Annotated in this window: 19 protein-coding genes and 1 pseudogene; 10 read left to right on the plus strand and 10 right to left on the minus strand. The window is 70.8% G+C overall.

Annotation, left to right across the window (positions count from 1 at the left end; all coding sequences use genetic code 11):
• The first annotated feature begins 72 nt into the window (after positions 1–72).
• On the plus strand, positions 73–1,098 hold the full coding sequence (locus tag GLX25_RS00495; RefSeq protein WP_155840267.1) for a LacI family DNA-binding transcriptional regulator: 1,026 nt from the start codon (positions 73–75) through the stop codon (positions 1,096–1,098).
• Positions 1,099–1,113: 15 nt separating this feature from the next.
• On the opposite strand, the gene GLX25_RS00500 is transcribed toward GLX25_RS00495, so the two are convergent.
• Entirely contained in the window at positions 1,114–2,028 is a 915-nt protein-coding gene (locus tag GLX25_RS00500) for a DNA-methyltransferase (protein WP_166548289.1), read from the minus strand.
• A 156-nt stretch (positions 2,029–2,184) separates the two neighbouring features.
• Here GLX25_RS00500 and GLX25_RS00505 point away from each other — a divergent pair, with 156 nt between their 5' ends.
• Positions 2,185–2,688, plus strand: a complete 504-nt coding sequence (locus GLX25_RS00505; RefSeq protein ID WP_155840268.1) for a flavodoxin family protein — start codon at positions 2,185–2,187, stop codon at positions 2,686–2,688.
• A 57-nt stretch (positions 2,689–2,745) separates the two neighbouring features.
• On the opposite strand, the gene GLX25_RS00510 is transcribed toward GLX25_RS00505, so the two are convergent.
• The 3 genes from GLX25_RS00510 to GLX25_RS00520 all read right to left on the minus strand — a co-directional run bounded on the left by GLX25_RS00510 (position 2,746) and on the right by GLX25_RS00520 (position 5,571).
• A complete protein-coding gene (locus GLX25_RS00510) occupies positions 2,746–3,066 on the minus strand; it encodes a hypothetical protein (RefSeq protein WP_155840269.1) in 321 nt (106 codons plus the stop codon).
• Between the two features lie 82 nt (positions 3,067–3,148).
• Positions 3,149–4,198, minus strand: a complete 1,050-nt coding sequence (locus GLX25_RS00515) for a lipoate-protein ligase LplAB (protein WP_155840270.1) — start codon at positions 4,196–4,198, stop codon at positions 3,149–3,151.
• Positions 4,199–4,335: 137 nt separating this feature from the next.
• Positions 4,336–5,571, minus strand: coding sequence for a glycoside hydrolase family 6 protein (locus GLX25_RS00520; RefSeq protein WP_155840271.1), 1,236 nt, complete (start codon positions 5,569–5,571; stop codon positions 4,336–4,338).
• Positions 5,572–5,734: 163 nt separating this feature from the next.
• Between GLX25_RS00520 and GLX25_RS00525 the strand changes: the two genes are divergently transcribed.
• Entirely contained in the window at positions 5,735–6,397 is a 663-nt protein-coding gene (locus GLX25_RS00525; protein ID WP_155840272.1) for a histidine phosphatase family protein, read from the plus strand.
• Positions 6,398–6,418: 21 nt separating this feature from the next.
• Here GLX25_RS00525 and GLX25_RS00530 read toward each other — a convergent pair whose 3' ends face one another.
• From GLX25_RS00530 to GLX25_RS00545, 4 genes are read right to left on the minus strand one after another with little or no spacing between them, the layout of a single operon-like run.
• The gene (locus tag GLX25_RS00530) at positions 6,419–7,267 is read right to left on the minus strand and encodes an alpha/beta fold hydrolase (RefSeq protein ID WP_155840273.1); all 849 of its coding nucleotides are present in this window, start codon (positions 7,265–7,267) and stop codon (positions 6,419–6,421) included.
• Positions 7,268–7,314: 47 nt separating this feature from the next.
• Positions 7,315–8,160 carry a transglutaminase family protein gene (locus GLX25_RS00535; protein ID WP_166548290.1) on the minus strand — a complete coding sequence of 282 codons (846 nt, stop codon included), beginning with the start codon at positions 8,158–8,160 and terminating at the stop codon, positions 7,315–7,317.
• The gene (locus tag GLX25_RS00540; protein WP_155840274.1) at positions 8,157–9,086 is read right to left on the minus strand and encodes an alpha-E domain-containing protein; all 930 of its coding nucleotides are present in this window, start codon (positions 9,084–9,086) and stop codon (positions 8,157–8,159) included. The genes GLX25_RS00535 and GLX25_RS00540 overlap by 4 nt, the downstream gene beginning before the upstream one ends.
• Complete coding sequence (locus GLX25_RS00545; protein WP_155840275.1) at positions 9,080–10,942, minus strand: circularly permuted type 2 ATP-grasp protein; 1,863 nt, start codon at positions 10,940–10,942, stop codon at positions 9,080–9,082. The genes GLX25_RS00540 and GLX25_RS00545 overlap by 7 nt, the downstream gene beginning before the upstream one ends.
• Before the next feature lie 341 nt (positions 10,943–11,283).
• Between GLX25_RS00545 and GLX25_RS00550 the strand changes: the two genes are divergently transcribed.
• Positions 11,284–11,523 carry a hypothetical protein gene (locus tag GLX25_RS00550; RefSeq protein ID WP_155840276.1) on the plus strand — a complete coding sequence of 80 codons (240 nt, stop codon included), beginning with the start codon at positions 11,284–11,286 and terminating at the stop codon, positions 11,521–11,523.
• Positions 11,524–11,625: 102 nt separating this feature from the next.
• Here GLX25_RS00550 and GLX25_RS00555 read toward each other — a convergent pair whose 3' ends face one another.
• Complete coding sequence (locus GLX25_RS00555) at positions 11,626–11,787, minus strand: hypothetical protein (protein ID WP_155840277.1); 162 nt, start codon at positions 11,785–11,787, stop codon at positions 11,626–11,628.
• Positions 11,788–11,939: 152 nt separating this feature from the next.
• On the opposite strand from GLX25_RS00555, the pseudogene GLX25_RS19465 reads away from it, so the two are divergent.
• From GLX25_RS19465 to GLX25_RS00580, 4 genes and pseudogenes are all read left to right on the plus strand, one after another.
• Positions 11,940–12,658 (plus strand): annotated as a pseudogene (locus tag GLX25_RS19465) (nucleotidyltransferase domain-containing protein).
• 118 nt (positions 12,659–12,776) lie between these two features.
• A complete protein-coding gene (locus GLX25_RS00570) occupies positions 12,777–13,721 on the plus strand; it encodes a PDDEXK nuclease domain-containing protein (protein ID WP_240898043.1) in 945 nt (314 codons plus the stop codon).
• A 196-nt stretch (positions 13,722–13,917) separates the two neighbouring features.
• Positions 13,918–14,388 carry a MarR family winged helix-turn-helix transcriptional regulator gene (locus GLX25_RS00575; RefSeq protein WP_271192320.1) on the plus strand — a complete coding sequence of 157 codons (471 nt, stop codon included), beginning with the start codon at positions 13,918–13,920 and terminating at the stop codon, positions 14,386–14,388.
• A 5-nt stretch (positions 14,389–14,393) separates the two neighbouring features.
• Positions 14,394–15,863, plus strand: a complete 1,470-nt coding sequence (locus GLX25_RS00580; protein WP_155840279.1) for an MFS transporter — start codon at positions 14,394–14,396, stop codon at positions 15,861–15,863.
• A 67-nt stretch (positions 15,864–15,930) separates the two neighbouring features.
• On the opposite strand, the gene GLX25_RS00585 is transcribed toward GLX25_RS00580, so the two are convergent.
• Entirely contained in the window at positions 15,931–16,938 is a 1,008-nt protein-coding gene (locus GLX25_RS00585) for a LacI family DNA-binding transcriptional regulator (protein ID WP_155840280.1), read from the minus strand.
• Positions 16,939–17,149: 211 nt separating this feature from the next.
• Here GLX25_RS00585 and GLX25_RS00590 point away from each other — a divergent pair, with 211 nt between their 5' ends.
• The gene (locus GLX25_RS00590) at positions 17,150–17,584 is read left to right on the plus strand and encodes an L-rhamnose mutarotase (protein WP_155840281.1); all 435 of its coding nucleotides are present in this window, start codon (positions 17,150–17,152) and stop codon (positions 17,582–17,584) included.
• Positions 17,581–18,747 carry an L-rhamnose isomerase gene (rhaI, locus tag GLX25_RS00595; protein WP_166548292.1) on the plus strand — a complete coding sequence of 389 codons (1,167 nt, stop codon included), beginning with the start codon at positions 17,581–17,583 and terminating at the stop codon, positions 18,745–18,747. Before GLX25_RS00590 ends, rhaI begins: the two co-directional genes overlap by 4 nt.
• Positions 18,748–18,770: the final 23 nt, after the last annotated feature.

Consider the following 18,770-nt stretch of genomic DNA (forward strand, 5'->3'; position numbering starts at 1 on the left):
ACGACCCGACGAACGCGCCCCGGACCGACCCATGACCACCTCCGCATGAACACCGCAAATAGACTGGCCGGCATGCAGGGGGCAACCGGAACCGGGGCGCGTTCATCCGCGCCGACCCTCGAGATGGTCGCGCGCGAGGCGAACGTGTCGCGCGCGACCGTCAGCCGCGTCGTCAACGGCTCGCCGAAGGTCTCGCCCGAGGTCGTGCGCGTGGTCAACGCGGCGATCGCGAAGCTGAACTACGTGCCGAACCGCGCGGCCAGGTCCCTCGCGAGCCGCACCTCCGGGGCGATCGCGCTCGTGGTGCCCGAGGACACGACCCGGTTCTTCGGCGACCCGTACTTCGCGGCGATCGTCCAGGGCATCACCCGCCGGCTCGACGACAGCGAGTACCTGCTGAACCTGCTGCTCTCGACGAGCGACCCGAACCGGAAGACCGTGCGCTACCTGCGGTCGGGCGTCGTCGACGGTGCGCTCGTCGTCTCGCACCACGAGGGCGACCACTCGCTGCACGAGGCCGCCCACGAGATGCCCATGGTCTTCGGCGGTCGCCCGCCGAACATCGCCGACGACGACATCTTCGTCGACGTGGACAACCTCGAGGGCGGCATGACGGCGACCGAGCGCCTCATCGCGATCGGCCGCAAGCGCATCGGCACCATCACCGGGCCCCTCGACATGCCCGCGGCGGTCGATCGGCTCGCGGGCTTCCGCCGATCGATGGAGACCGCCGGCATGTCGGCCGACGCGGTCGAGCAGGCGGACTTCTCGGTCGCCGGCGCCGTCGCCGCCACCCGGCGCCTGCTCGACCGCGAGCCCGACGTCGACGGACTGTTCGTGGCGAGCGACCTCATGGCGACCGGCGCGCTCGCGGTGCTGCGCGAGCGCGGCCGGCGCGTGCCCGAGGACGTGGCCGTGGTCGGCTACGACGACAGCCCGGCGGCGACCTCGTCGGCGATCCCGCTCACGACGGTCTACCAGCCGTCCGAGGAGATGGGCTACCTGATGGCCGACCTGCTGCTGCGACTGCTCGCCGGCGAGGACGTGCCGCACCGCAACATCATGCCGACCCGGCTCGTGCGCCGCGCGTCGGCGTAGCGCCGCGGCGGCGCGTCAGGCGTCGAAGCGGATGCCGGCGGCATCCCCGAACCGGCGGCGCATGACCTCGATCGCATCGGCGTGCTCGTCGACGAGGACGAAGCGACGGCCGAGCGAGCGGGCGACCGCGCCGGTCGTGCCCGAGCCCGCGAACGCGTCGAGCACCCAGTCGCCCGGACGGCTGGACGCCTGCACGATGCGCCGCAGCACGCCCTCGGGCTTCTGCGTCGGGTACCCCGTCTTCTCGCGGCCCGTCGGGGACACGATCGTGTGCCACCAGACATCCGTCGGCAGCTTGCCGCGCGCGGCCTTCTCGGGCGTGACGAGCCCGGGTGCCATGTACGGCTCGCGATCGACCGACTCGGAGTCGAAGAAGTACGCCTCCGGGTCCTTCACGTACACGAGGATCGTGTCGTGCTTCGTCGGCCAGCGCCGCTTCGACTTCGCGCCGTAGTCGTACGCCCAGATCAGCTCGTTCAGGAAGCACTCCCGCCCGAACAGGGCGTCGAGCAGCACCTTCGCGTAGTGCGCCTCGCGGTAGTCGAGGTGCAGGTAGAGCGTGCCGTCGTCGGCGAGCAGCCGCCACGCCTCGACGAGCCGCGGCTCGAGGAAGCCCCAGTAGTCGTCGAACCGGTCGTCGTAGCGGAGCAGGTCGCCGCGGATGCGCTCGTAGCGCTGGCCGGCGAAGCCGGTGATCGAGAGGCGCCGGGTCGCCTCGGGCGCGGCGTCCCGGGCAGGTTCGATGACGGATGCCTCGGCCGCGGCATCCGCCCCGCCCTGCCGCACGTGGCGCAGCGACTGCCGCGCCTGCGACCGGCCCGTGTTGAACGGCGGGTCGAGGTAGACCAGCGTGAACCGGCCGTCGGGGAACGAGCGCAGCACGTCGAGGTTGTCGGCGTGGATGACGCGATCGGGTTCGTCGGCGGACACCGCTCAAGTCTGCCAGCGCTCCCCGGCGCTTCAGGGCCACCGAGGCCGCCGGTCGAAGGTCCCGGTCGGCCGAGGCGGGCCCGCCCTACGCTGATCGCGCGGCGATCGGCGGTCTGAGGCCCCGAGTCGCCGGTGGGGAGCGATGGGAACGGGACGATGCGCGCGCTGGTGGTGTACGAGACGATCTGGGGCAACACCCGATCCCTGGCCGAGGCGGCCGCCGAGGGACTGCGCGGCAGCGCGGGCGTCGAGCGCGTCGACGTCGCGGCCGCGACGGAGGCCCCGCCCGCGATCGATCCGGAGATCGACCTCGTGGTCGTCGGCGGACCGACGCATGCGTTCTCGATGTCGACCGCGTCGACCAGGAACAACGCACGCCAGCAGGGCGCGACCGAGATCCCAGCCCGGGGCATCCGCGAGTGGATCGGCCAGCTCGCCCCGCCGACGTCGGCCGTCGCCGTCGCGACGTTCGACACGCGCACCGTCAAGCCTCGCCTGCCCGGCTCGGCCGCGAAGAAGGCCATGAAGGCGCTCGTCGCGAAGGGCTTCCGCCCGGTCGATTCGCCGAAGACCTTCGGCGTGCACGGCTACTCGGGCCCGGTCGCCGACGGCGAGCTCGAGCGGGCGCGCGAGTGGGGTGCGACGCTCACGGACGCGTAGCGGCGTGTCGCGGCATCCGCCTGCTGCTGCGCCCTCGATCGGGGGCGTGGCACGTGCTCAGCGCTCGACGTCGAGCCGGATGCGACCGCGGAACCGGTCGGGGTCGTCGTCATCGGCATCGGCCGCGGCGAACGCGATGCCCTTGTCGCCGTCGCCCGGGACGGGTGCGGGCACGGGGAGTCGGGCCTGGCGGTCGACCTCGACCTGCGCCTCGTACTTGCGCGGCGCGAAGACCTCGTCGCCGATCATCATGACGGCTGAGCCGCTGGGCTTGCCGGTCTTGGTCTTGTCGGACAGGTCGATCCACCCCTTGCGCGTGGCGAACACGCCGAACGCGATCACCGCGCCGGCGATGATCAGGATCAGCCACCAGTCCACCCGGCGATTGTAGACGCCCTGACGCCGCCTCACGTTCAGGGCTTCCACAGGACCGGCCGATCGCGCGCCCGCAGCGCAGGCGTCAGGGGACGCGCTGCAGCCAGTCCTCCGTCGCGAACTTCGAGGCGACGAGCGCCTCGGCCTCTGCGAGCTCGTCGGCGGTGACCGCGCCGGGCGTCGCGCCGTAGAGCGCCGCGAACGTCTCCTTGAGCCGGTCGATGATCTCGGCACGGGCGAGGCCGGTCTGCGAGCGCAGCGGGTCGACGCGCTTCGCCGCCGACGCGATGCCCTTGTCGCTGATCTTCTCGCGGCCGATGCGCAGCACCTCGAGCATCTTGGCGTTGTCGAGGTCGTAGGCCATCGTCACGTGGTGCAGCACGCCGCCCGAGCCGAGCCGCTTCTGCGCCGCGCCGCCGATCTTGCCCGCCGGGCTCGCGATGTCGTTGAGCGGCTGGTACGTCGCCTCGATGCCGAGCGAGCGCAGCCCCTGCAGCACCCAGTCGTCGAGGAACGCGTACGAGTCGGCGAAGCTCATGCCCTGCACGAGCTCGGCCGGCACGTACAGCGAGTACGTGACGACGTTGCCCTTCTCCATCATCATGGCGCCGCCCCCCGAGATGCGGCGCACGACGTCGAAGCCGTAGCGCGCCGCGCCATCCGGGTCGACCTCGTTCCGCACCGACTGGAACGAGCCGATCACGACGGCCGACTCCTCCCACTCCCAGAACCGCAGCGTCGGCCTCCGCCGCCCCTCGCCGACGCGCGTCGCGAGCACCTCGTCGAGCGCCAGGTGCACGCGCGGCGGCACGGCGGCATCGTGCACGATCTCCCACTCGTAGTCCGACCAGGTCCTGGCATCCGTCATCGCGCGGCGCACCGCCACGGCGATCGCCTCGGCCGAGAACCCGAGCATGACCGCGTCGGGCCGGAGCCCCTTCGTGATCGCCGCGGCGATCTGCTTGGCATCGGATGCCGCGGGCAGCCCGTCGAGCGCCCGGTTCAGGTCGCCCAGCGCCTCGTCGGGTTCGAGGAAGAAGTCGCCCGCGACGCGCGCGTTCCGGATCGCCCCGTCGACGACGTCGAAGTCGACGACCACGAGCTTGCCGCCGGGGACCTTGTACTCACCGTGCATGGGTCCAAGCCTACGGATGCCGCGAGGCGGGCGGTCCCTCGCGCCGACCGGTTCGTTCGACCGACGGGCGGAAGCCGGCGCAGGCGTTGAGGGGGTGCGCCGACTCCCGCCCCTTCGAGGGGTTCCGGGCGTCCGAGCTACGGAACGACGGGCGGCACCGCGTTCGCGATCAGCTCGTCGGCCATCTCCACGAACCACTCCCCGGCCGCGGGGTCGACCATGTCCCGCTCCGGATCCTCGGGACCGGCCGTGCCGCGCAGGCACTGCCCGTCGGACTCGCCGGGGACCTTGACCCAGAGGTAGGCATCGATGAGCACATCCCCGGTCTCGGTCGTCGGGCGCAGGCCGAGACCGCGGTCGGGCGGGTTGCACCACACCTGCGGGTCGGGGTGGACCTCGGTCGGGGTCCACGGGCCGGCGCCGTTGCGGCTCGTGTCGATGACGAAGTGCGCCTGCGCGTCGGGATCGCGCTCGAGGCCCGTGTCGGCGTACGCCTGGTCGTAGGCGGCATCCGTCAGCCCCCACGTCGAGAAGTCGCCGGGGTTCGCCGGGTAGTACTGGCTGCCGCACCATGCGCGCTGCCACCAGGAGTTCAGGTCGAGGTGGATGCACTCGGAGATCCAGGTGCCGTACTTCTGCTGGCGCTCCGTGGTCTCGTAGTTCGAGACGTTGAGGAAGAAGCCGTCGGCTCGTTCGACTCCGGCCTTGATGAGCCGGTCGGCGATGTCGCCGACGCCGAGCCACGCCGAGTGGGTGCCGTCGAGGTAGACGGCCGTGTTCGGAAGCCCGGCGAAGGCGTCGACGGCGTGGTTGAGCATCGCGAAGCGCTCGTCGGCGGCGGTCGCGGCATCCGCCTCGGCGGGTTGGCACCATTCGAGCTGGCCGTTGATGGTCGTGTACCAGGGGATGATGCCGAGCCCGTCGGGCTCGAGGATCACGACGGCGTCCTTGTTGCCGATGCCCTTGGCGAAGCCGTCGATCCAGGCGGTGTACTCGTCGACCGTGGTCGCCCCGCCGGCGGAGTACTGCGCGCAGTCGCGGAAGGGGATGTTGTAGGCGACGAGCACGGGCACCTGCTTCGCGGCGTGCGCAGCCGAGACCACGCGCTTCACATCCTGCTTGGCCTCGATGGGCGTGCCCCCGTTGATCCAGGTGGCGCTCGGGAACGAGCCGAGCAGCAGTGCGTCGGCCCTGGCGTCGCCGTCGAGTGCGGCGGCGGCCTCGATCGTGGTGCTCGTCGGGTTGGTCCAGAGGGTCGCCTCGGGCGACAGCACGTCGTTCGCGGCGTGCGCGGGGGATGCGGCGAGGGCGACCGCGGCGAGGGCGAGCGCCGCCGCTCCGGCGAGCGTCTTGGAGTGGTGCGGAAGCTTCATCGATTCCTCCTGGCTGATCGGTCGACGATGACACGGGCCGTGAGAGCGCTCTCACGGTGCACAGCCTGCCCTCACGACGCGCACCCTGTCAAGAGCCGGCCGTCCGACCCCGGGCGTAGGCTCGGCCACGGAGCATCCGTCCGGCAGCGAGGGGGACGCCGCGATGACCACCCTGTACCTGGCACGACACGGCGAGACCGTGTGGCACGGCGAGCACCGCTACGCAGGCTCGTCCGACATCGAACTCACCGCGCACGGGCTCGCCCAGGCCGACGAGCTCGCCGAGTGGGCGTCGCGGGCGCGGCTGTCGGCCGTCGTGTCGTCGACGCTCAGCCGCGCGCGACTCACGGCAGAGCCGGCAGCGGATGCCGCGGAGCTCGAGTTGCGCACCGACCCGCGCCTCGTCGAGATCGACTTCGGTGCCGGCGAGGGCCTCGGGCCGAGCGAGCTCGCCGAGCGCATGCCGGCCGAATGGGCCGCGTTCGAGCGGCATCCCGCCCGGCAGCCGCTGCCCGGCGGCGAGGCCGGCGTCGAGGGCATCGCGCGCGCGAAGCCCGCGCTGCAGGAGCTCGTCGACGAGTTCGGCATCGGGCCCGGAACGGTCGGCGGGTCGGCGGCCTCGCGGCAGGGCGACCGGGTGCTCATCGTGATGCACGGCACGCTCATGCGGCTGCTGCTCTGCGACTGGCTCGGCGTCGACCCCGACCGCTACCGCGACCTCTTCCCCGAGGTCGAGAACTGCGGTCTGACGCCCGTGCGCTTCGAGCTCCTCGAGGGGCGGATGCAGCCGCGGCTGATCGGCTTCAACCTGCCGACGGCGCGCTGACGCGGCATCCGTCGCCGGATCTCAGTCGACGGCGAAGCGGTCGTCGAGCCAGCGGACGAGGTCGCCGCGGACCTCCTCCTGGTTCGTCTCGTTGAAGATCTCGTGGCGGGCGCCGTCGTAGACGACGAGCGTGACGTCGGCGAGGCCGGCGCGCGAGGCGTAGGCGTTCGCGAGCTTCAGCGCGCTCTTCTCGCCGCCGAGCGCGTCGTCGGAGCCGACCATGATGAGCAGCGGCAGTTCCTCGGGCAGGTTGCGCCCGGGGCGACCGAGCAGCCGGGCGGCCTCGATGAGCCCGAAGAGCTGCTGAAGCGGCACCCCGGTCGTGTACGGGTCGGCGACGAACGCCTCGGCGACGGCCGGGTCGCGCGAGAGCCACTCGAGGCCCGTCGTCCCGAGGTGCCGGTGGCGGCGGTTGAGGTCGCCCGAGTTCATGTGGATCGGCGTGCGGTACGCGGTGCCGGTGAGGACCGCCGCGTCCCAGTCGCGGGGGTGCCGCTCGAGCAGGATCTGCGCCATCAGCGACCCCCACGAGTGCCCGAGCAGCACGAGCGGCACCTCGTCGCCCTCGGTGGCGCGGATGACGCCGGTGAAGAGGTGCACGTCGTGGATCGCGGCGCGCAGCCCGCCCGGGCCGAGCTTGCCCATCCGGTCGAGGTCACCGCCGTGCTGCTCGAAGCCGGTCTGCCCGTGACCGCGATGGTCGTCGGCCCAGACCGAGTACCCGGCCGTGTTCAGGGCCTCGACGAGGGCGCCGTAGCGGCCGATGTGCTCGCCGACGCCGTGCACGAGCTGCACGACCGCGACCGGGTCGGGCACGCGCCAGGACTCGTAGTGGATGCGCACGCCCTGCGGGTCGGTGAACGTCGGCATGCGCTCATCCTCGCAGGCCGGGGCGGGCGCGCGTCAGGACTCGCGCGTCAGGACTCGCGGGTCACCTCGACCGAGACGAACAGCTCGGACGACGACGGTCCGGCGTACACCCCGCGGAGCGGGGCGACGTCGGCGTAGTCGCGGCCGCGGCCCACGAGCACATGCAGCTCGCCGACCTCGGCGAGGTTCGTCGGGTCGTACCCGCGCCAGGTTCCCGCGAACCACTCCATCCACGCGTGCGACTCGCCCGTGACGGTGACGCCGACGGGCGCATCGCCGTCGGGGTGCAGGTACCCGGACGCGTACCGCGCCGGGATGCCGACCGAGCGCAGCGCGCCGACCGCGAGGTGCGCGATGTCCTGGCAGACGCCCTTGCGCTCGGCCCACGCCTCGCGGGCGGTCGAGTTCACGCCGGTCACGCCCGTCACGTACTCGACGGCATCGCCGACGGCACGCGAGATCTCGAGCGCGGTCTCACCGACCGGCATGCCCTCGGCCGCGATCTCCGCGGCGAGCGCGGCGACCTCGGGTGGCGGCTCCGTGGCATCCGTCTGCGTCGTGTACTCGGTGAACGGCACGCTCGACGCGCGGATCGCGGCGAGCTCGTCCCACGTCGGCTCGGGCCCGCGGCCGGGCAGCGGCCGCACCTCGACGACGCTCGTGGCCGTGACCGAGAGCTCGCGGTGCGGGGTCAGCACCTCGAACGTCGAGACGCGAGTGCCCCAGTAGTCGAGGTAGGCGTGCTGCGTCGCACCCGGGCGGATGTCGAGGCTCGCGTGCAGCACGAACTGCTCGCCGCCGGAGTGCGGGAGCATCCGCGCCTCGTTGTACGACGCCGTGGCCTCCTCGGCGTAGGCGAACCCGGTGCGGTGGACGATGCGGAGCCGACTCACGAGACCTCCCCGATCCAGACCGGCACGACGCTCGTCGGGAAATAGCGCTGCCGGATCGCGTCGCTCGCCGCCGAGACGACCTCCTGGACGCGTTCCATGTTCCCGGCCAGGTCGAACAGGATGTCGCCGATGGGCCGGTACTCGAGCTCGGACCGGATCTGGCCGAGCAGCCGCTGCGCCTGGTCGGTCACGCCGACGCGGCCCGCTCGCGGGTCGATCTCGCGGAGCGACTCCTCGGCGCGGATGACGCTCGAGATGATCGAGCGCGGGAACAGCCGGTCGAGGAGCAGGAACTCGGCGGCGGACAGCGATGAGGGCACCCCGCGGTAGCTGCGGAGGTACGCCTCGTAGCCGCCGCAGCTGCGGAGGATCGTCGTCCAGCTCGGGCCGCTCGCCTCGGTGAGCGAACGGGTCGCCAGCAGTCGGGCCGTCATGTCGGCACGTTCGATCGAGCGCCCGAGGTTGAAGAAGTGCCAGGCCTCGTCGCGGCTCGAGGCGGAGTCGACGACGCCGATCGCGAGGGCAGCCCGGTCGCGGACCCAGCGGAAGAACTCGTGCGTCTTGTCGGATGCCACCTGGCGGGGCATCCGCGAATAGGTGTGGTTCAGCGCCTCCCAGAGCTCGGTCGACACGATCTCGCGCGCGCGGCGCGCGTTCTCGCGGGCCGCGATCACCGAGTGGGCGATGGATGCCGGGTGGCGCGGGTCGACCGCGAGGAGCGCGATCACGTCCTGCGGGCCGAGGGCGACATCTTCGTTGGGCTCGCTGCCCATGACCGCGAGGAGCGCGCGGCACGCGGAGTCCTCGTCGATCCACGGATCCTCGAGGAGGAGCTGGAGGTGCACGTCGAGGATGCGCGCGGTGCCGTCGCTCCGCTCGATGTAGCGGCCGATCCAGAACAGGCTCTCGGCGATGCGGCTCAGCATGGGTTCGCCTCCGTCCCCGCCGCTGGTCGAGTAGGCCGCGCAGCGACCGTATCGAGACCTTCTGGAATGGTCTCGATACGCGCGCTTCGCGTGCTACTCGACCACCGGGTCTGCTGCTGCTGTTGCTGCTGCTGCTGCTGGCGCACCGGGGCGTCCTCGTCCTGGGGCGAGGACTCCGGGCGGTGACTTCGATGCTGCGCGCCCTGCTCGATCTCGGAGATCGGGCTGGTCGCATTCGCGGAGGCGTTCGCGATCCCCGTCGCGGTGGTGGGTGCGCTCGCGATCCCGGTCGCCTGGTCGGCGACGATCGTGCCGACGCGCCCGCCGGCGCCGTGGATGCTGCCGAGCACCTCGGGTCGTGGGCTGGGCACGAGTCCCGCGATCGGCCCGGTCGTGACCGAGTCGTCGAGCACCCAGGTGTCCTTCGAGCCGCCGCCCTGGCTCGAGTTCACGACGAGCTGCCCCTCGGGCAGGGCGACGCGCGTGAGCCCGCCGGGGAGCACCCAGACGTCGTCGCCGTCGTTCACCGCGAACGGGCGCAGGTCGGCGTGCCGCGGGCGCATGCCGTCCTCGACGAGCGTCGGGAGCGTCGAGAGCTGCACGACCGGCTGGGCGATCCATCCGCGCGGGTCCTTCAGCAGTCGACCGCGAAGTTCCGAGAGCGTCGACTTCGAGGCATCCGGCCCGACGACCAGGCCCTTGCCGCCCGACCCGTCGACGGGCTTGACGACGAGCTCGTCGAGGCGGTCGAGCACCTCGGCGAGCGCCTCGGGCTCCTCGAGCCGCCAGGTGTCGACGTTCGGGAGGATGGGCTCCTCGTCGAGGTAGTAGCGGATCAGGTCGGGCACGTAGGTGTAGACCAGCTTGTCGTCGGCGACGCCGTTGCCGACCGCGTTCGCGATCGTGACGTGGCCGAGCCGCGCCGCGAGCATGAGCCCGGGGGCGCCCAGCACCGAGTCGGGGCGGAACTGCTGCGGGTCGAGGAACTCGTCGTCGACGCGGCGGTAGATGACGTCGACACGGGTGGGCCCGGCGGTAGTCCGCATCCAGACGCGGCCGCCCGAGCAGAACAGGTCGCGCCCCTCGACGAGTTCGACGCCCATCAGGCGCGCGAGCAGCGTGTGCTCGTAGTAGGCCGAGTTGTAGACGCCGGGCGTGAGCACGACGACCGTCGGATCGTCCACGCCCTCGGGCGCGCTCGCGCGCAGCGCCTGGAGGAGGCGGTTCGGGTAGTCGCCGACCGGGCGGACCCGCATGGATGTGAAGAGCTCGGGCAGGGTCTGCGCCATGACGCGCCGGTTCGAGATCACGTAGCTCACGCCGCTCGGCACGCGGACGTTGTCCTCGAGGACCCGCCAGTCGCCGAGCTCGTCGCGGATGACGTCGATGCCGGCGACATGGATGCGCACGCCGTTCGCACTCTCGATCCCGGCCGCCTGGCGGTGGAAGTGCGTCGACGAACTGATCAGTGCGGCGGGGATCACGCCGTCGCGGACGACGTCCTGCCGGCCGTAGATGTCGCCGAGGAATCGTTCGAGCGCCCGCACGCGCTGGGCGACCCCTGCCTCGACGACGTTCCATTCGCCCGCCCCGATGACGCGTGGGACCGCGTCGAGCGGGAAGGGCCGCTCCTCCCCCGCGAAGTCGAACGTGACGCCCTGCGCGAGGTAGCTGCTCGCGAGCGCGTCGGTGCGGCCGCGCAGCTCGTCCTGCGTCATGCGCGCGAGCGCGGGGTAGAGCTCGCGGTACGGCTCGCGCACGGTCACGGCGTCGGCCGGGAACATCTCGTCCCACGGCCGCGATCGGTTCCGCCTGCGCGACCGCGTCGCCGCGTACCCGTCGAAGAGGCTTCCCATGTGCCTACGGTTCCAGTCGGGTGTTTCAGGCCGGTTACCGACACGCGTCGGGCGGGAATCGACCGCGGCCCTTCCCTCTCGGCCTGCGCGCACACGGGGCCGAGGCCGCGATCGAGACGCCTCGTATCCACGGGGTCATGAGACAGTCACGATGTTGCTGATGAGGTGCCCTTGCGGGCAGGTTCATCGGGCGGGTCATCTGACACCGAAGAGAATCGAAGCAGTGCGCCGGTTCCGCGACGGATCGCGGTTCGCTGGTCGACCGGCTACCCTGACGCGACTGCGTTTCCCGCGCTAGCGTGAACGCCGTGCTGTCAGTGGCTGGTCAAGTGGATGAGATCTTGAGCGCCATCGCCCAGATCCGTTCCGCAGCCACCATCGAAGGCGATGAGGCTCGGAGTCGGTCGGCCGAGATCGCCGTGAGATTCGACGGCATCACGACCCAAGCGGAGCTTCGCGACGCCGCCAGAGAGAGCCTCCGTCTCTACCGCGGCGGAATGGGTTCGTTTCAGGACGTTGGCAGCTCGACGATGGCCGAGGCGGTCGCAAGGCTGGTCAGGTCGCTGCGACGGGCGATCTGAAGGGCACCGGTCATCGGGCGCCACGCGGACCTCAGTGCTGGCATCGGCCGGGCGAGGTCAAGCGGATCCGGTGGGGTGTCGGCGAGGGTTGCACCCAGAGATCTAGACCGTGATGCCATCGCGAACCTGCACTGTGAATGCGTCGAGGATGGCGTCCGCAATCAGCGGTGACATGTCTTCCACCCTCCGATGTACGCCGAGTTGAGCCTCGATTTCCCCAGCGATCACCGTCGCCAACGCGCGCGCAACATTCGCCTCGTCCATAGAGTCCTCCTCTGTCCGAGCCCCTCCCTCATGATCACAGGAGGATCGTCGAAGATCTCCATCGACGCCGGCGGTATCGTCGAGCCGTGCGTGCGGTCCCGATCTCCCTTGACTCGCAAGTGGTTGCCGAGATCGACCGGCGCTTGTCGACGGTGTCGGCCGAGCACGGGGTTCGAATCCCTTGGGCCATCGAGAGCGGCAGCCGGGCGTGGGGCTTTCCGTCGCCGGACAGCGACTATGACTGCCGGTTCGTGTTCATCCGTTCCCGCGATCATTACGCCTCGCTGTGGCCTTCCCGAGACGTTATCGAGACGCCGCTCGATAGCACGTTCGACGTGAACGGATGGGACCTGGCGAAGACAGTCAGGCTGATCGTGAAGGGCAACGCGACGGCGATCGAGTGGCTTCGCTCGCCGATCATCTATACCGGCGACGCCGACTTCCGAGACGATCTCATTTCGCTTGCCGACGCTGTGGTTGAGCGCAGCGCAATCGGGCGGCACTATCTTCACGTCGCCAAGCAGCAAAGGACCGGCCCGGCGACGCTGAAGCGGTTCTTTATGTTCTGAGACCTGCGGCCGCGCTGCGATGGCTGGAAACGCATCCGGCTGACGCTGTGCCGCCCATGGACCTCCCGACGTTGCTTGCCGAAGGAGACGTCAATGGTGACGTACGCGATGCGGCAAGCGAGCTCATCAGGCAAAAGGCGCGAACAAGGGAGCTCGGAGGGGGAACACCGCCCACGGTCTTGGAACGATTCTTGACCACGGAACTCGAACGAGCTGAACGGTTCGAAACGATCGCCCCGACGAATGATCCCACCCCCACGCGGGCCTTGGCGGATGAATACTTCAGGTCGCAGCTCGGCTGAGGCGAACGCCCGCTGAGGGATCCCGGGCGATTGCCACCGCCGCGCATTCGAGCGCGATCGGGGGACGCAGGATCGGGCACCCTGCGTTGTCGGGGCCAGGTGGAACGATCGGGGAATCATGACGGAGCTTGAGCCCACTGATTACGCTGCGACGCTCGACGAGCTCAAGCGCCACGTTCACGAGGCGCGGTACCAAGCGCAGCGCAAGGTGAACACCGAGCTGCTGCGCCTGTACTGGCGGATCGGGGCGACGATCCTGGACCGGCAGCGTACGGCCGGGTGGGGAAGCAACGTCGTCGGGCGGCTGGCCGGTGATCTTCGCGCCGAGTTCCCCACCATGAAGGGCTTCTCGCGAGCGAACCTCTTCTACATGCGGCGGGTCGCCGAGGCCTGGCCGGACGTCGACGGATTCGTCCAGCAGCCTGCTGGACAGATCCCGTGGACCCAGCTCACGCTCCTGCTGGACAAGCTCGATGACCCCGAGCTGCGCGCGTGGTACGCCGCGAAAGCGGTGGCCCACGGGTGGTCGCGTGCCGTGCTGACCCATCAGATCGCGACGAGGTTGCACGAGCGCGAAGGTGCCGCGCCCTCGAACTACCCGCTCGCACTCGAGCGGGTGGACTCCGAGCTCGCCCAGGAACTCACCAAAGATCCCTACGTGCTCGACTTCACCGCGCTCGACAGCGACTCCGCCGAACGTCAGCTCGAGGACCGGCTCGTCGAGCGGATCATCGACACGTTGCGCGAACTCGGACGCGGGTTCGCGTTCGTCGGCCGGCAGGTGCATTTCGACGTCGCCGGCGACGACTTCTACCTCGACCTGCTCTTCTTCCACGTCGAGCAACTGCGCTACGTGGTCATCGAGCTGAAGACGACGAAGTTCGATCCACGCGACGCCGGGCAACTCGGCTTCTATGTCGCGCTCGTCGACGATCGGCTCCGCGTCCGCGACAAGCACCAACCCACTGTCGGATGCTCCTCGTCGCCGAGCAGAACGAGACCGTCGTCCGATACGCCTTGGCCGGCACCGCCCAGCCCGTCGCGGTCTCCCGCTACGAACTGACCGCATCGGCCCAGGCCGCCCTCCCTGCAGAAGACGCGCTCGCACGCGTTGCACGAGAGGTCGCGGCGGGCGAAACCGAAGTCGACGGCACAGAGGCCGAGTAACCCGTCCAGCATCGGATACGGCCCGGTTCAGGATCGAAGACGGGTCGCGATCTGCGGAATCATTAGGCACGCTAATTTGTTATGCTAACGATGTGACCGACACGCCCCCGACCGCCGCCGCGCCGGCGGCCCGCGCCCGCCGCGCGCCCCTCGCCGAGCAGAGCACCGAGCTCCGCCTCGCGGTCATGCGCCTGGCCCGTCGCATCCGCCAGGAACGTGCAGACACCGAGCTCAGCGCGACGCAGTACGCGGCGCTCGCCTGGACCGCGACCGAGGGACCGCTCACGCCGGGCCGCCTGGCCGAGCTCGAGCGGGTCACTCCCCCGTCCATGAACCGCACCGTGAACTGCCTCGTCGACTCGGGCCTGCTCGTCCGCGAGGGCTCGCCCGACGACGGCCGCAAGGTCCTGCTCCGCACGACCGACGAGGGCGAGGCGATCGTCCGCGAGACCCGGCGCCGCCGCGACGCCTGGCTCGCCAAGCGGTTCGCCGCCCTCTCCCCCGACGAGCGCGACACGCTCGCCGCCGCCACCGACATCCTCAGGAGGCTCACCGACCAGTGAGATCGATGTTCCGTTCCCTCGCCTCAGTCGACTACCGCATCTGGTTCATCGGCGCGCTCGTCTCGAACATCGGCGCGTGGATGCAGGCCACGGCCCAGAGCTGGGTCGTGCTCACCGAGCTCACCGACAACGACGCGCTCGCGGTCGGCATCACGATGGCGCTGCAGTTCGCGCCGCAGCTGCTGCTCGTGCCCGTGACCGGCCTCATCGCCGACCGGTTCGAGCGCCGGAAGATCCTGATGTTCACGCAGTCGGCGCTCATGCTGCTCGGCCTGGCCCTCGGCCTGCTGCTGATCCTCGGGCACGCGGAACTCTGGCACCTCTACGTCTTCGCCGGCCTCCTCGGCATCGTCAACGCGGTCGACATCCCCGCCCGCCAGACCTTCGTCGCCGACCTCGTCTCGTCGTCGAACATGTCGAACGCGGTCGCCCTCAACTCGGCGTCGTTCAACGCGGCCCGCATGATCGGCCCGGCCCTCGCGGGCGTGCTCATCGTGCTCGTCGGCACCGGCTGGGTCTTCGTCATCAACGCGGTCACGTTCATCGCGGTCCTCGTCGCGCTCGCGAAGCTCAGGCGATCGAACCTGCGACGGATGCCGCGGGCCCCCCGCGAGCGCGGCGCCTTCGTCGCGGGCTTCCGCTACGTCGCCGGCCGGCCCGACCTCGTCGTCGTGTTCGTGATGGTGTTCCTCGTCGGCGCGTTCGGCATGAACTTCCCGATCTTCTCCTCGACGATGGCGGTCGAGTTCGGCCGCGGCGCGGGCGAGTACGGCCTGCTGTCGTCGATCCTCGCGATCGGCTCGCTGACCGGCGCGCTGCTCGCGGCCAAGCGCGAGCGCGCCCGCATCCGCGTGATCATCGGCGCGGTCGCCTTCTTCGGGATCGCGGCGACGGTCTCCGCCGTCATGCCGTCGTACTGGCTGTTCGCGGCATCCACCGTCTTCATCGGGTTCACGGTCGTGACGATGCTGACGACCGCGAACGGCTACGTGCAGACGACGACCGACCCGCTTCTGCGCGGCCGGGTCATGGCGCTCTACATGGCGATCCTCTCCGGCGGTACGCCGATCGGCGCCCCGATCGTGGGCGCGGTCGCGAACGCGTGGGGTCCGCGCTGGGCGCTCGGCGTCGCCGCGGCGGCGGCGGGCGTCGCGGCACTCGTCGGCCTCGCCTGGCTGGTCGTGGCGCGCGGGCTGCGCGTCGTGCGCCATCCGATCGGGGGGCGGATGCCGCGCTTCGCGCTCGCCTACGCGGAGGCGCCGACGGCCGCGATCGCCGTGCCGGTCACCCGACCCGTCGAGCTTCCGACGACGAGCACGTCGCCCATCGACCTGGTGGCACCGACGACCTCGGTCGAGGTGCCGGAGGCAGCACCGGTCGACGTGCCGGAGGGCCGGCACACGGCCGCCCGTCGCCCGGCGGGCACGACGGCGACGACGCGCGCCAGGCCGGCCACGCAGCGATCGGGCGCCTGACCCGGTCGCCGGCTCGCAACGAGCAGGCACGTCGGGCGATGAGGTGCCTTCCCGGTCCCAGCGTGCGTCAGCGCCCGGTCGAGTCCCGCACGACGAGCTCGGGCTGGAACTGGACCTGCTCGGGCTCGAAGTCGGGTCCGTCACGCGCTTCGCGGAGCAGCAGGTCGACCGCGGTGTAGCCGATGAGCCACGCGGGCTGGCGGATCGACGAGAGCGGCACGACCGCCGCCTGGGCGAAGTCGATGTCGTCGTAGCCGATGAGCGCGATGTCGCGCGGCACGCGCAGGTCGCCGAGCATGATGAGCGCCTGCAGGACGCCGACGGCGAGCAGGTCGTTCGCGCAGAAGATCGCGTCGGGCCGGTACTCCGGCGCCCGGTCGCGGATCGCCTCGCCCGCCGCGCGACCCTCGAGGACCGTGGTGCCCGCGGTCTCGACGACCTCGAGCGTGATGCCGGGGGTCTCGGCGGCCGCGAGCCGGGCACCTTCGAGACGGTCGGCGACCTGGCGGATGGACGACGGTCCGCCGACGAACGCGATGCGCCGCCTCCCGGATTCGACGAGGTGCCGCACGGCCATCGCTCCGCCGACCACGTCGTCGACCGCGACCGACGAGAAGCTGCGGTCGGGCGCCTCGCGGTCGACGAGCACCACGGGCACGCCGCGCGAGCGCGCGCGCTCGAGGCGCGGCAGGTCGTCCGAGCGCGGCGAGATGAGCACGCCGTGCACGCGCTGCTCCTCGAAGAGGTCGAGGTAGGAGCGCTCGCGGTCGGGGTTGTCGTCGCTGTTGCCGAGCAGGATCGTCATGCCGTCCTCGGCCGCGCGATCCTCGGCGCCGCGAGCGACGTCGGTGAAGAAGGGGTTGCGCACGTCGAGCACGACGAGCCCGATCGACCGGCTGCGGCCTGCGCGCAACTGGCGGGCGGCGTCGTTGCGCACGAAGCCGAGCTCCTCGATCGCCGCGAGCACGCGCGCGACCGTCTCCGGCGCGACCTTCTCGGGCCGGTTGAGCACGTTCGAGACGGTGCCGACCGAGACGGATGCGGCGGCCGCGACCTCGCGCACGCTGACTGCCATCGGACTCCCCTCCGCGTCGGAGTCTACGAGGCCCGGCCGTCTCCGCGCGGCGACGCCCTCCGAGCACATGAGAATCCGGGTGACGGGCGCCTCCGCCGCCCTGTCACCCGGATTCTCATGCGCAACCAGTTTGGAATGCGCGTTCCGCTTGCGCGTTCTGCGAACGTCATCTACGCTTTGAAACGATTCACGACGAACGGAGAGCTCGACGATGAGCACTGGCACCACGCAGCGGGTCTGCTTCCAGCTGCAGGTCGACCCCGCTCGCCTCGACGAGTACCGCGAGCGGCACGCCGCCGTCTGGCCCGACATGCTCCGGGCGATCGAGGCATCCGGCCGACGCAACTACTCGCTCTTCCTCCGCGACGACGGCCTCCTCATCGGCTACTACGAGGTCGACGACGACGACGCGGCCCAGGCCTCGCTCGCGAACGACCCCCGCACCGCGCCGTGGGAGGCCGAGATGGCCGGGTTCTTCGTCGCGCTCGACGGCGCCCGCCCCGACCAGGGCGCCCCACGGCTCCCCGAGGTGTTCCACCTCGAAGACCAGCTCGCCGCGATCGACGCCGACGCGGCATCCGCACCAGGCGCGGCCACCGGCCCCGCGGCATCCGTCACCACCCGCACAGAAAGCAGCGAACAGTGAGCACCATTCCGCAGACCGTCCTCGACCAGCTGGAGCTCCAGGCGATCGAACTGCCGAGCTGGGCGTTCGGCAACTCTGGCACCCGCTTCAAGGTGTTCGGCACCCCCGGCACGCCGCGCGATCCGTACGAGAAGATCGCGGATGCCGCGCAGGTGCACGCCTACACGAAGCTCGCGCCGACCGTGGCGCTGCACATCCCGTGGGACAAGGTCGACGACTACGACGACCTCCGCGCCCACGCCGAGGGGCTCGGCGTCTCGCTCGGCACGATCAACTCGAACACGTTCCAGGACGACGACTACAAGTTCGGCGCCCTGACCCACGAGGACGCCGCCGTGCGGCAGAAGGCCATCGACCACCACCTCGAGTGCATCGACATCATGCACGCGACCGGCAGCCGCGACCTGAAGATCTGGCTCGCCGAGGGCTCGAACTACCCGGGCCAGGCCGACCTGCGCGGCCGGCAGGACCGCCTGCAGGAGTCGCTGCAGACGATCTACGACCGCCTCGGCGACGAGCAGCGCCTCGTGCTCGAGTACAAGTTCTTCGAGCCGGCGTTCTACCACACCGACGTTCCGGACTGGGGCACGAGCTACGCCCAGGTCGCGGCGCTCGGCGACAAGGCGATGGTCTGCCTCGACACCGGCCACCACGCGCCGGGCACGAACATCGAGTTCATCGTCATGCAGCTGCTGCGCCTCGGCAAGCTCGGCTCGTTCGACTTCAACAGCCGCTTCTACGCCGACGACGACCTCATCGTGGGCGCGGCCGACCCGTTCCAGCTGTTCCGCATCGTCTACGAGGTGGCACGCGGCGGCGGCCTCAACCACCCCGACGTCGCGTTCATGCTCGACCAGTGCCACAACGTCGAGGACAAGATCCCCGGCCAGATCCGCTCGGTGCTGAACGTGCAGGAGATGACCGCGCGTGCCCTGCTCGTCGACACCGACGCGCTCCGCGCCGCGCAGGTCTCGGGCGACGTGCTCGAGGCGAACCGCGTCTTCATGGACGCCTTCTACACCGACGTGCGCCCCGCCCTCGCCGAGTGGCGCGAGACGCGCGGCCTCGCGGCCGACCCGATGGCCGCGTTCGCCGCATCCGGCTACCTCGCGAAGATCGCGGCCGACCGCGTCGGCGGCGTGCAGGCCGGCTGGGGCGCGTAGGCCCCCCGAGACGGTCGCGGATG

Origin of the sequence: Agromyces luteolus (genome assembly GCF_009729855.1) — a bacterium.
In the GTDB taxonomy this organism is placed as follows: domain Bacteria; phylum Actinomycetota; class Actinomycetes; order Actinomycetales; family Microbacteriaceae; genus Agromyces; species Agromyces luteolus.